This is a genomic window from Methanosarcina baikalica (assembly GCF_031461075.1).
Lineage (GTDB): Archaea > Halobacteriota > Methanosarcinia > Methanosarcinales > Methanosarcinaceae > Methanosarcina > Methanosarcina baikalica.
Genome location: NZ_JAVKPK010000026.1, coordinates 13,214 through 26,304, shown reverse-complemented (window position 1 = coordinate 26,304; position 13,091 = coordinate 13,214). Strand labels below are relative to the sequence as shown.

Genomic DNA, 13,091 nt, shown 5'->3' with positions numbered 1-13,091 from the left:
TTAAAACTCCTTCTTTTCTACGGTCTCCCTAAAAATATGTACACGCTCAAGGCCATCTACTTCGCGCATAAATTTAAGCGTAACTACTCAGCCTGGGAAAAATAACCTCAATAGCCATCTTCCATAAGATTAAAGAGGCAAATTTCTCTGAATTAGTTTCCATTAATTATTGGCTATTGATTGCGTTTTTTATTTTTTAATTGGTTAGTAATTACACTTATCTGTGATGTCAAAATCAATATCAATGATCTTGGGTAGGCTGAATAGTTACTAATTACGATTATTTAAGCTATGCAATTGATAAAGATTAACTGGTGAGCAGATTTCAAAATAAATAAGGCACCAGTTCTATATTTTGTACACTAAAAAGTTATTTATTTTCAAACAATTAAAGATTTTTTACAAATTGTTTTTATACTAGGGTAGCTAATATTAACTGACTTCTTGAAGAAATGTATTTATAAGTCGCCTGACTATTTGGCAATCTCCAAAATATTAGTGAGATAGTTCGAATTGTCTTTAATGCAGGATTTTACTGAATTGAATGGATTCATTCGATAGTCAAAAATTAACTTTGCAATTTATTTTTATAGTCGAGTGTGAGTCTTTGCATTAGATAGACGACAAGTAAAGGAAAAATATCTTAAGAAGATTAAAAAATGAGATTTTAAAATGATCATCCCTAGCACCTGGGCAACAGATGAGGTAAAGAACGATTTCGATAACCCTATGATTCAAAGCAATTTTGGACAAAGAGGCAATTTCGAATTATTAGTGAAGGAAGGAAATCAATTACGCCATTATTGGCGCAATAATGATGAGCAAAGCCCCTAACAAGTGGAGCCAAAATAAAATACATGTTTAGCCTACCTCAATTTCGGCCACAGATATTGCCACTCTATCTGGCGCAATTATTGGTCAGCATATCTTCACATTAACAAAAACCAACATCAAGCGACCTACCCTAGAGGGAAAACATGTACAAAAAAAGAATTAATAAAGCTATTGAGCATGGAATTGATTTCCTGGTAGAAAACCAATTGGATAGTGGGGAGTTTCCTACTACGGCTGCATCCACACAGCAGATGAACGGAGGATATTTGTATAATTCTCCACTCGTTACCTCTTTTGTCCTTTATTCCATCAAAGGTTTGAGGCACTCAAAGCTTAACAAGATGACGGAAAAGGCTCTCTGTTTCTTACTCGGTGAACAGGAAAACGGCGGGATCTGGAGAACTCATACGAAAAAAAATCCATATCACCGGGATTTGAAACTTCCGCCTGACCTTGACGACATCTCAGCCATTTCTTACATTCTAAAACTTTATGGAGTACCCTTCGACGACAATAATGATCTAATTCGGAATAATCTCAATGGAACCAATCAGTATCTAACCTGGATTGAACCACCATTTGAAAATGAAGTGGATTGTGTTGTCAATGCTAACGTACTACTATACTTAGGCGAAAATGATCCACATATTTGCTCCCATATAAATAAGGTTATTCGAGAAAACTTGGCTTTTTCCAGATGGTACCCTGACAAACTATCATTCTATTATATTGTCTCAAGAGCTTTTGAAAATGGCATTACAAGTCTGGGAAATAATAAGGTTACAATTATTGGCGAGATATTAAGCAGGCAAAGTATCGATGGGTCATTTGGAAATGACCTTGAAAGCGCATTTGCATTAAATATACTACACAACTTTGATTTTGCTGGAGATGCTGTCGAAACAGGTACTAACTACTTGATAGATAAGCAAAATACAGATGGATCATGGAATCTATGTGTATTTTACTCGGGATTTAAGATGTTCTACGGCTCTAAGGCATTAACAACAGCTTTAGCACTAGAAGCACTAAAGAAGTACTTGCATAGAACTATCTAATATTGCCCAGTGTTGAGTCAACAGCAAAATGTCGTATAAAATCAATTGCAACTATTCAGAATCGTTAAATCTTTGAGGATTGACGCGACACTAGTTTATTCTGACAATGTCAATTTATTATAATTATTATTATTATTATTATTATTATTATTATTATTTATTGTTTATAAATTTGTGATCGATTGCAGGAAACTGCAAGTGAAATAAAAGGTAAATATTGGCGATCCCGGAAGATATTAAAAAGTCTCTTTATCTTTCTTCTATCTATCTTGACTTTGTCAGATTAGATAGTTACTCCAATCGCTGTTATCTATTTCACTACGGCCAATATATTTGGCATATGAGATTTTCGGAATATGTGATTTTTAACCTTGTTTTTATGACATTTGTGGTTAATAACGAATCTCATCTAGGGTTCGATGTCGGCTGTGAAATTTTTAATCTAAAGGCAAGTTTTGACACAAAACAATTTTTTGTACAATTAATTTAAAGTAATTATATATTACTATAATTTGAACTGGAAGAGACCCAAAAGATCTAATGGTAAAATATGAGCGCATTGTGAAAGAACAGTCTGAGGGTAAATTTCATGTTCTGATGAATGTGTTTGATGGAGCATTAATACAGAACAGCTGTATTGGGGATACAATAAAGGATATGACTTACACACATGATGTGCAAAATCAAATATAACAGAAGTTATAGTTTAAACTTATGTTTTAAACAGTTAAAGGTTTAATGCTATTGATTTCTCAGTTCAACCGCACAGGTTATATAGAATTTATTTAGTATTAAGGGGGGTTTATTTACGAAAAGTCTAAAAATATGTCCAAAATGCCATGCTAAACTGAAAGTAAGCTCAGACAGCGAGACCCAGTACTGTATCATTTGTAATTACTGGACAAAGGTAGGTACTGCAAGACTTGATTCGATCATGATTTATGCATAAAGAGTCTGCATTGGGAATGCCAGTCTTTCTATTTTTAGAGTATATACCAAACCAGGCTGAAAATCCAGTCCTGGACTTTACTCAATTAATTGTTGTAGGGCCGGCTCTGATGCCTCATTTTTTTCTGTTACTGTGAATCTCATGGTAAACTCTGTTCTATTGCTCCTTTTCACTTTAAGTTCCCCATCTAACTGGTCTACAAGGGAAGTTACTAGCTGAAGCCCAAGACTATTAAGATTTTCAATATCAAGCTTTTCAGGAATGCCCACGCCGTTGTCTGAAACATTCAGTGTAAAACTGGTTTTCTTACAGTCAGCGGTTTTGTATTCTCCATTTTCTTCTCTATGGAGTTTAATGCGGATTTCTCCTTGATCTCTGTCGGGAAATGCATGTTTGAGGGAATTGGAAACAAGTTCATTGACAATTATTCCTAAAGGAACAGCAATATCCACATCAAAGAAAAGATTATCTTCCAGATCCATGCCCAGGTGGATATTTTTGCGACTAAGTCTGTAAGTCTGGAAAAGGTTTTCAGCTAACTTTTTAATGTATTCAGAAAAGTTTAGTTCATCAGTCTCTTCCCCTTCATAGAGTTCTTCATGGATTAGAGCCATAGATATAACCCTATTCTGACTTTCTCTAAAAGCCTCTCTAACCTTTTCATCCTCGAACTTTTCAGCCTGTAGATCCAGCAGGGAAGAAATTACCTGCAAGTTGTTCTTGATCCTATGATGGATTTCTTTTTTTCTGGCGGCTCCAGTTTTTATCAGGGATTTCTCCGCTTTGATTCGCTCAGTAATATCTCTGGCAACAACTGAGATAGTAACTAACTTTCCAGACGCATCAAAAACCGGGGAAAGCGTTACTGAAACATTTATTCGTATACCGTCCTTATTTAATCGCGAAGTTTCGTAGTTCTTAACCGTTTCTCCCCGTCTAATCTTTTCATTTAACTGTTTTATTTCCCCTTTAAGATTCTCCGGTTCGAGTATCGATATGTTTTGTCCCAGAATTTCTTCAGCCGAATAACCATAAATGTGCTCTGCCCCTTTATTCCAGCTTGTAATAATGCCGTCAAGAGATCCAGTCATAATAGCATCGTTTGATGATCCCACAATATTTGCTAAGCTCCGAATTTCTTCTTCAGTCTTCTTACGCTCGGTAATATCCTGAACGGTTCCTCTCATTTTAATGGGAATATTTTTTTCATCAAGACAAACTTCACCCTGTGCATGCACTACGCGCTCTTCACCATTAACTGAGATAATTCTATAATCAATGCCATAAGACTCTCCATTTAAAGCTTTTTTAACGGCATTATCCACATAATCTCGATCATCAGGATGAATATAATTCAAAACTTTATCATATGCTCCATCGAATTCATGAGGTTCAAGCCCAAAAATAAGATACATTTCCTCAGACCAGTATGTTTCATCAGTTACCAGGTTCCAATCCCAATTTCCGATATGAGCCATTCTTTGAGCTTCAGAGAGTCTTCTTTCATTTTCCATTAATGCCTTATAAGCTTCTTCAAGCTTAGCCGTACGTGCTTTAATTTGTTCTTCTAAACTTTCATGTGCTTTTTTTAGAGCTTCTTCTGCTTTTTTGCGTTCGGTGATATCTATGAACGCAGAAACTGACCCGATCGAGTTACCTTGTTCTTCAAGCAAGGGTCTGGCATTACCCAATATGTGTCGCTCCATGCCGTCAAGATAGACGATATCGAACTCGTAGTTGCTTATTTCTTTACCTGCAGCTGATATCTGCACAGGCATACCCTCAGGTTGGAGCTCCGTCCCGTCCCTGAACATTCTAAATGTCTCGGGTCTTTCCCCTTCCGGAGCGGATTTGGACGCGTTTGCGCCCTCTGGAAGTCGGAGCCATTCATAGGAGAGCCGGTTGCCAGTTATCTTAAGTGCCTGGGGATCGTGCGTTATCCACACGGCAGCAGGTACAGCATCCAACACTACTGCCAGTTCATTCGAACGAGCTCTCTCACGTTCTTCGCTCTGACGCAGAGCTTCTTCCGCCTGCTTTCGCTCTGTGATGTCACGAGCAACATACACACACCCAGTTACTTTTCCATCCAGATCATATAGTGGTGAAACGCTTAATAAGAAATCACCACCCAGAAGCTTTTCGTGAACTTCTATGATGCGTTCGATTCCATCCTTAAGCAATTGTTTATGTGGACAAAAAGAGGGCGGTTCTTCAGTCCCGTGCATAACATGATAGCATGTCAATCCTACACATTCTTCGGGTGTCATCTCCAATCTTGCTGCTATAGCCCTGTTTGCCCGAACAATCCGACATTCATTGTCAATTATGGTTATCAGATCTGGCACTGCATCAAAAGTTTGTTCCCAGTCTTTTGCAGCCTGATACGCGACTTCTTCAGCTTTCTTCCTTCCGAAATTATCTATTTTCTCCCATTTTCCTTCCTTTTTAATCAAAGAAAATTGATGGTTAGAGACTACTTCAACAATCTCGGCTGCACTGTACTTGTCAATAAAGTATGAACCTAGAGCTATCATTCGGTATTTACCGAGAATATCATCCATTTTTCTCATATAATCGACAAAGTAACCCCAATTCTTTTTTTCAACCCAGGAAGTATTTCCACTCAACCTCAAGCCTTTATAGCCACTTTTCAGGGCATAATTGAGTTTTTCGATCCAGTCCTCTTTGACCCTTCCCGAATCGCAAATAGTCCCGATTACTTGCAAGCACGTATAGGAGATGATTTCGATTTGTCCTTTCTCCAGGTAAACATCAACATCAGGAAAAGCCTTTCTTAAGACTTCTTTTGCCTCTTTCACTTCCAGAGGAGATGATGTAATCCAGATACAAAATTCATTATTCTCCAGGCCTGTTTTAAAATAAGGAATAAGAATATCTAGTAAATCTTCTTTTGTCTGATAAAGTTGGCAGAAGTGCGTCCCCCAGGGTATATTACCAACAATATCAACACCAGATTTCCTCAGCTTTTCTTCCATTAAACACCTTCTTCGACCAGAAAAAGATTCACTATATTTACGACGTTAAGCAGGACAGGTCAAATTATCTACTCTCTATTTCTCTGACCAAATTCTGGTAATGGGCGTAAGTTATTGAAAATCGTAAGCACAATAAGCTCTCTACATTTTCCTCAAATACGGAAGATGTGCTTGCTTTTTCGCAATTGATCAATAACTCACGGACACGACCTAAATTCTATCTTTTTATCAATTGTCAATTTAGTATACATATATTTATAAAATTGTTTCATAATAATATTTTGTTCAGCCAGAAATTGTTCATGCACAGAAGTTATTGGTTACGGTAGCATCAATTTGGTTTGTAAACAGATTAGGAAAATTCAATCTTATAAATAATATTACTTATGCAGTTGAACTGAGTAAATAGTAGCATGAGACTTAAACGTTTAAATCATGATATTTATGACAGACCTTCTCGTGCTTTATTTTGCTCTCAAGTGCGTAAGTCCTAAATAAGACACATTGGAATCCCATATATTCATACAATGTGCGCAAATATAAATTTATGTAATAAGTTGCAAGACGCGTAGGTAGTTTATTTAATAAGCAAGTGCATCCGAAGATTGCTGCTATTGCCCGTGACAAGGGTATATCCGAAACTGATGTTATTCGGAACATACTGTAGCCTTTAATTACAGAAAGGAAAAACCTGACTTATTAGCTCGACAAGTGGATCGCATTGATCACGGAAATTTGCAGAAAATATAGCCACGATAATAATATTTTATATTATTTAAAAAATCAGAATAATAATCTGTATCTAAAATCTTTAATTTTTTGTAAGTATAAATATATTTTATGATGCTGTTGACTGCGAGCATCCGCTTAAATAACAACGCTATAAACTGTATAAAACATGCAAGTTTAAGTCTAAGTTAACTTCTCTTCCTTAAAATCACTCCCTTTTTTTAACTCCCAGAAAAGCTTTAACTCCATAAAATATTTTATGTATTAAACTTGTTACTCCTACTTTATTATTCAAGGCAAGCCTGTTCTTTTCCACATTTTGCCTGCTCCTGTAACCTCTCAGATCCATTGTCAGGCCAAGCACCTGGGTTCTTCCCAGAGAATTTGCTACAAGGGGCACAAGAAGAGGCTTTACACTCCTCACTTTCCCACGGAGGCCTTTTCCAGGATTGTAACCTCGTGCAAGCTGGGCCTCGTGGATGCGCTGACCTTCGATCTGCAGGCTAGGGATAAAACGAAGGGCGATTACGAACATGAGCACATAGTCTACAGGGATATGGATTTTCAGGAGAGCCTTCATAAGATCACTGGGCCTTGTAGTGACCACGAGAAGCTGGAAGGCAAAAAGCATTGCAAAGAAGCGAAGGGAAAGAACCACTCCGAAATCCAGAGCTCCGGTCGTGATAGGGACAATCCCGCCGGCCGTTAAGGTTCCGGGTGGGATAAGGTAGCCGATAGTGTCTCCGCTTTTCAAGGTAAAGAGAGTTAGCAAGATCAGGCTTACACTCAGAAAAACAAGAAGCTTAAGCTGTCTGAGAAGTTCGTGATGGAGCCCGGCTTTGAGGGACGCAAGAAAAATTCCCAGAACCAGCAGGGCCAGGACTGTGGAGTTTGTCGTAAAAACGCTCAGAACTATAATTCCTGCGACGGCAACGATTTTGGAGAGTGGGTTCATGCTGTGTAAAAAGCTATCCCTGTTGATGTATTGCATAATCTCTTTCATGCACAAGTGCCTCCGATATGTTCTCTGCTGATATATTCTCTACCTGCGCATTCTGCTCTGTCAGCCGTGTCTTCGATTATTTTTCCGGCCTCCATGCGAATAACCCTCTCAGCATGGTCTTTTACAAGCTGCATATTGTGAGTTATCATGATTATTGTGTGCCCTTCGTGCTGGAGTTTTTGCATGAGCTGCATCATCCTTTCCGACTCTTCTGCGTCCAGGCCTGTTGTAGGTTCATCGAGTACGATCAGTTCGGGCTTCATGGCAATTACGCAGGCAACAGCCAGCCTTTGCCTTTCTCCCCTGCTCAGGTGACGGGGAAAAACTTTCTTTTTTTCGCTCAGATTTACAAGCTCAAGAGAATGGGTGATTGCTTTGGCTGCTTCAGGCCCATATATGCCAATATTGTTTAATCCGAATGCAATTTCGGCCTCTACGGTATCTTCAAAGAGCATGTTGTCCGGGTTCTGGAAGACGAGACCTGTATGTTTGACAAGCTCGTTTATAGGAACTTTTGAAGTCTCAAGCCCTTTTATGACCACATCTCCGGAATAAGGACGCAGAAGACCGTTAAAATGTTTTACGAGCGTTGTTTTGCCGGAACCATTTTCTCCCAGAATTGAAACGAGCTGGCCGGGGTAAATCTCTAAGTCTATGCCGTCGAGTGCCAGGACTTCTCCGTAACGTTGTGTAAGTTTCCTTACGGAAATTACCGGCTGGCTTTTTTGGATTCGGGCCTGAAGTTCTTTATCAGAATTCATGTTCGGGACTTTTTCTGCAGGTTCGGGACTCACAGGAGCAGGAGAAGATACTGCAAAATCTGCCGGGCTTTTTATAGCTTTTATTTTCCCCTTCTCAAGAAGCACGACTCTATCTCCGATTTCCAAGAAATCCTCTATATTGTGGTCGATAATTACTATAGTCTTTCCAGCCTCTTTCAGCCGTTTTAGAATCGAAAAGATTCTCTTTATGGCTTTTGTATCCAGTTCGGCTGTGGCCTCGTCAAGGATAAGGATTTCGGTATCGAGGGCAAGGGTTGCTGCAAGGGCAACTTTCTGCTTCTGCCCACCAGAAAGGGTATGAGGAGCCCGTTTTTTCAGGCGGCTGATTTCACAGAATTCCATTACCTCTTCCAGCCTGCGCATGAGCTCGTCTTCGGAATGGCCGCGGTTTTCGAGTCCGGAACGGATTTCTTCTTCGACACTTGTAAAGATAAGCTGGGATTCAGCATCATCAAAGACCATCCCTATATGCCGGCTCAATTCCTTCATGCCGTCAAAATCCCTGATATTCCTGTTTTTGAAAATAATTTCTCCCTCGATCCGGCCCCCGATTTCGTGGTGAAGGATGCCTGCCATTGCAAGGGCAAGCGTGGTTTTTCCAGCTGCACTGTGCCCGGTGACCAGAAGCAGTTCCCCTTCGCGGATCTCGAGGCTGACATTTTTCAGAGTAGAGTTTTCAGCTGTGCCGTATGTATAAGAAAAGTCTCTGAGTTCAATCATGCTTTCCCCCGTGAGAGCACTCTTGAGGCAGGAAGGTAAAGTATCAGGACAATACTGGCGTTGACGATTGCAGTTAATACTACGATCTCGATAACGGCAGCTGCAAAAGCTCCCATGGTGGCGAACTTGGACAGGATTGTAGGGGCAATCAGAAGCATTGCAACGATTACGAAGGTTGTCCCGCTTGCCAGGGTTCCGATAAGGGTTGAAAGAGCAGGAGAGATTGAAAGCTTTCTAAGGGCTTTGTAGGTTAACAGGCAGGCGACTGCACCCACGGGTTCGCTGATAAGATTTGCAGGCGGAAATATCGAATGACTTAGAAGGGCACATAATACGCCTGCTACAATCCCGATCCCTATGACTTCAGTGAATGTGGGTATTACAAGGATAATGGCAAGACAGTAAAAGGCTATTACAAGATTTGAAACGATCGGGCCCGGGATTGCCAGGGATAAGTAGCGCACTATTGCACCGACTGCAAGTAAAATTCCAACGACAGCAATATCCTGAGATTTCATTAAAACCCACTTCCTATAAGCGTTTTTTTCCGGAAATTTTTTCTGTAAATATAAACTCACTGTGCTTATAAACTCAACAATTGAATTCTACAATATAGTACAATATGGCCTAATAATGTACATTATTATATATACCTTATGCTTTAGCACTTCATGTTGCATATTTTTTCCCGGATGTCCAGAACGATTGAAGAGCTGAAGGTGGGCCGAAAACGGCTTTTGATGGGAAAACTGATCTGGGGTAAGGACATAGGATTAACAAGGATTATTGCGGGGTCTGGTTATGTCGTCGGTGAATGAACATGAGCTTGATGAAGTAAGGACTATTGAAGAGGGATTCAAAAAAGCGTATGAGGGGGATTTGAAAGGGACAGTAGATGCTATTGACAAACTCAGGGATTTCACATTGCAGTTGATCCACATGAGCGTCACCGCAGAAAACGAGCTGGATATAAAGGCACTCATGATATCGATGGGGGATATAGGCAGAGTAGCTGCTGAAATGAAAATGGAACCAGCATGTGACGCTTCAAGTCACTCTCTGGGTAACATAACTCTTGAAGCTGCTAGTAAGAAGCGGGAGCCACTTGCCATAAAAGCTCTGTCCATTGTCGGAACCCTTTCCCTGGAGTTTGCAGGAAAGGGTTTGGATACGGCAGCAAAAGGTGCAGTTGAATCGCTTGGAAATTGCGGAAAGATTTTTTCAAGAATGAAAATGGAAACCCTGATAAGCCTTTCTGAGATTTATCTTATGCGCATAGCCCTGAAGTCTATGGAAAAAAATCTTTCTGAAACCGGACCTGCTGCTATTAGCTTTCTTGGACAGATAGGAGTTTCTTCAGCCGAACAGGTGATCGAAACCAGCACTCTGGAGGCTGCAGTCATTCTTGAAGATCTGGGTAATGCCGCTGTAAGGGAAAAGAACGAATCCTATGCAAAAGCAGTAATCCAGGCACTTGAAAACATTGGGGCAGCGGTTTCTCCGCATGACCTGAAAAATATACTCGTCCAGATCGCATGGTCTCTGGAAACAATGCGGGTTCTTACCCTGGATCAGGATTTGAAAGCTGCTAGCCTTGAAGCAAAGGCTGCGCTTGAATCCCTGAATACTGCCGGAATGCTTGATGAAGAACAGAATCTGGAAAAAATTCAGGAAATAAAGAAATTTCATTCCCTTATTCTGAAAAAGGGCTGAGTACTTAAGAAATTCAGCAAAGAAGGGGAAAAGCTTCGAAAATAAATTTTCAACATTTTGAGAAAAGAACGTATTGAAAAAAATTATATGGTGCTCCGGCCGGGATTCGAACCCGAGTCTTCGGCTCGAAAGGCCGGAATGATTGGCCGGACTACACTACCGGAGCACATCGCATCTCACAGCGAGACCTTCAATAGATGTTAGTGATATATATAGCTTTCCCTTTGCAAGTCCTTCTGGTGCAATCTGTTACTCAGATAAAGCTTTATGTAATAACTTTTGAAATTATTATATGTTCTTTTTTAAAGGAATGACGCAACTCGCCGGAAAAACCTGTCCTAAGATGTCTAAATTTTTTTCCAAATAACCGGGCTCAAAATAAGGAAATCCAGACAGACAGGCCATAAGTCAAGGGTTCGTGTTCAACTCAGTCCTTGCAGCTTAAAGCACCGGCTTTGCGGAGGGACGTCATAAGAAAATCATGAACTTCCGGAGAATAAAAAACCATTTGAAATTCATTTCAGAAAAAAGATCCTGGTGCTCCGGCCGGGATTTGAACCCGAGTCTTCGGCTCGAAAGGCCGGAATGATTGACCGGACTACACTACCGGAGCTTTTTGCATATTTGGACGTATTTCCCCTATTGAAGGGATTCTTCAATAAGGGGTTCTGTTATATATAACTATCGATTGCCGAACCTTCCAGGGATATACTCGCTTTTGCATTACTTTAGAAATCTGTTTTTTTAGATTTCCTCTGTAGTTTCTTCCTCATCTTCAATGTCTTCTGTGATTTCGTCGGTTTCTTCCGATTTCCGGGCTTCTTCTGCCGTGAGGTTTCCAATCCATTCGCTGAGTCTCCCGCAGTATTCGGGCTGACAGTCGCCGGTGCAGCCTGTGCAGGCCGAAAACATTTCTCCTGCAAGAAGGAGGTCATATTTTTCCTTAACCTCTTCTTTTGCTTTCAGGAGGTATGTTCTTGCTCCGTTTGAGACACCAACCTCACGTATAATAAGGTCTTTATCCAGAAGCTTTTTAATAATTCTGGAGCATTTCCTGCTGTCGATATCCAGCTCTTTCCAGATGACATTCTGAAAAACGCCTTCTTTATGTCTTCGTATTATATTGTAGGCTTCTTCTTCAAGATCCATGCTTTCACACTAATGAAATTATTTACGAATGTTCATTCTTCGACAGGAGTAATCAATATGATGTTATTGCCCCGAAGCACCACAGAACCAAGGGAGCGGACTTTTTCTCCTTTTACAATCTCCATGGTATCCACAAGATGAAGATTCATGTAGTCATCCACACTTTTAAGAGTGCCTTCAAGCAGATTAAGGTCGCCTTTCATTTCTACCTGGATCCTAGATCCAACGATTTTCTGAACTTTTTTATTTGGGAACAAATTTAAACCCTCGCTGATTTATTCTGTATTTTCCCCGTACTCCCGGATTCCTGTTTCTTACGTCCCAAGCCGATGCGGGGCGAGCTACATTAGAGCCGTATCCACACCTACGGTCCGCTTTCTGTTTGTATCAGCCGCTTCCTGCTAGCAACTGAGAAATTATTCTGTATCTTCACTCCACCGGCTTTTAAGAAAACTGAAAATTACATACCCTTTACAGAGATATATAACCATCGATCTCCAGAGTTCTTAAAAGACCTCTGAATTCGAACAGCTCCTTCCAAAAAACACGGTTCAAGCTTTTTGATTTCGCAGGAATTGGAAATTGTTTTATGCGGGTCAGATATAACCCTGAATATCCGTACTTTCATCAATAGTTTTTGCAATTTCTTTTCTCGGCCTCGGGATTGCTCTTGCAATGGGTCCGAAAACGGATTCGTATTCATTTATGTGCTGGGTCAGCCAGCGGTTAAGCTCAAGAGCAGCAACCGGAGAGAGTATCACTTCGGTTTCAACGCTCCTTTCGATAACTCTTGCCTCGGAAGCATCCCCAAACATCTTAGGAGTATCATTGTAAAAACCGATCCTGAAATCGTAGGGGCTGTGCCCGCCTGCGGCTCCGATAGCGTATATCTGCCGGAAGTTTTCAGGTTTCACGAATTCAATAGTAATGCTTTTTTTATTTTTTTTGGAAGCTGAGCTTTCTATCTTTTCCCTGGATTCAACATCCTCGGTCATAAAATTACCTCTATACTTTGCTCTCAAGAATATTCCTGAGAGCAAGTTCTAATCTCAGATACTGTCCAGTTATTTCAGATACTGGATACTCATTTAATGTAAACGACTTATTCCCCATATAAAAAGGAATATTATTACTCTTCACTATAGAATGTTACCT

10 protein-coding genes and 2 tRNA genes are annotated in these 13,091 nt (G+C 40.2%); 3 read left to right on the top strand and 9 right to left on the bottom strand.

What is annotated here, in order from left to right; translation table 11 throughout:
• Positions 1–977 precede the first annotated feature (977 nt).
• Complete coding sequence (locus tag RG963_RS08035; protein WP_310575746.1) at positions 978–1,892, top strand: prenyltransferase/squalene oxidase repeat-containing protein; 915 nt, start codon at positions 978–980, stop codon at positions 1,890–1,892.
• A 1,026-nt stretch (positions 1,893–2,918) separates the two neighbouring features.
• On the opposite strand, the gene RG963_RS08030 is transcribed toward RG963_RS08035, so the two are convergent.
• The 4 genes from RG963_RS08030 to RG963_RS08015 form a co-directional block, all read right to left on the bottom strand.
• Complete coding sequence (locus RG963_RS08030) at positions 2,919–5,840, bottom strand: PAS domain S-box protein (RefSeq protein ID WP_310575745.1); 2,922 nt, start codon at positions 5,838–5,840, stop codon at positions 2,919–2,921.
• Positions 5,841–6,777: 937 nt separating this feature from the next.
• Complete coding sequence (locus tag RG963_RS08025; RefSeq protein ID WP_310575744.1) at positions 6,778–7,572, bottom strand: energy-coupling factor transporter transmembrane component T family protein; 795 nt, start codon at positions 7,570–7,572, stop codon at positions 6,778–6,780.
• Positions 7,569–9,074, bottom strand: coding sequence for an ABC transporter ATP-binding protein (locus RG963_RS08020; RefSeq protein WP_310575743.1), 1,506 nt, complete (start codon positions 9,072–9,074; stop codon positions 7,569–7,571). The genes RG963_RS08025 and RG963_RS08020 overlap by 4 nt, the downstream gene beginning before the upstream one ends.
• A complete protein-coding gene (locus RG963_RS08015) occupies positions 9,071–9,592 on the bottom strand; it encodes a tryptophan transporter (protein ID WP_310575742.1) in 522 nt (173 codons plus the stop codon). The genes RG963_RS08020 and RG963_RS08015 overlap by 4 nt, the downstream gene beginning before the upstream one ends.
• Before the next feature lie 153 nt (positions 9,593–9,745).
• Here RG963_RS08015 and RG963_RS08010 point away from each other — a divergent pair, with 153 nt between their 5' ends.
• Complete coding sequence (locus RG963_RS08010; RefSeq protein ID WP_310575741.1) at positions 9,746–9,892, top strand: hypothetical protein; 147 nt, start codon at positions 9,746–9,748, stop codon at positions 9,890–9,892.
• Positions 9,876–10,787: a hypothetical protein gene (locus tag RG963_RS08005; RefSeq protein WP_310575740.1), complete on the top strand. Its 912-nt coding sequence runs from the start codon at positions 9,876–9,878 to the stop codon at positions 10,785–10,787. Before RG963_RS08010 ends, RG963_RS08005 begins: the two co-directional genes overlap by 17 nt.
• A gap of 88 nt (positions 10,788–10,875) precedes the next feature.
• On the opposite strand, the gene RG963_RS08000 is transcribed toward RG963_RS08005, so the two are convergent.
• The 5 genes from RG963_RS08000 to RG963_RS07980 all read right to left on the bottom strand — a co-directional run bounded on the left by RG963_RS08000 (position 10,876) and on the right by RG963_RS07980 (position 12,931).
• Positions 10,876–10,953, bottom strand: a tRNA-Glu gene (locus RG963_RS08000).
• 369 nt (positions 10,954–11,322) lie between these two features.
• Positions 11,323–11,400, bottom strand: a tRNA-Glu gene (locus RG963_RS07995).
• Positions 11,401–11,531: 131 nt separating this feature from the next.
• On the bottom strand, positions 11,532–11,936 hold the full coding sequence (locus RG963_RS07990; RefSeq protein WP_310575739.1) for a helix-turn-helix transcriptional regulator: 405 nt from the start codon (positions 11,934–11,936) through the stop codon (positions 11,532–11,534).
• A gap of 32 nt (positions 11,937–11,968) precedes the next feature.
• A complete protein-coding gene (locus RG963_RS07985; protein ID WP_048107204.1) occupies positions 11,969–12,193 on the bottom strand; it encodes an LSM domain-containing protein in 225 nt (74 codons plus the stop codon).
• Positions 12,194–12,532: 339 nt separating this feature from the next.
• Positions 12,533–12,931, bottom strand: a complete 399-nt coding sequence (locus RG963_RS07980; RefSeq protein WP_310575738.1) for a DUF3467 domain-containing protein — start codon at positions 12,929–12,931, stop codon at positions 12,533–12,535.
• Positions 12,932–13,091 lie beyond the last annotated feature (160 nt).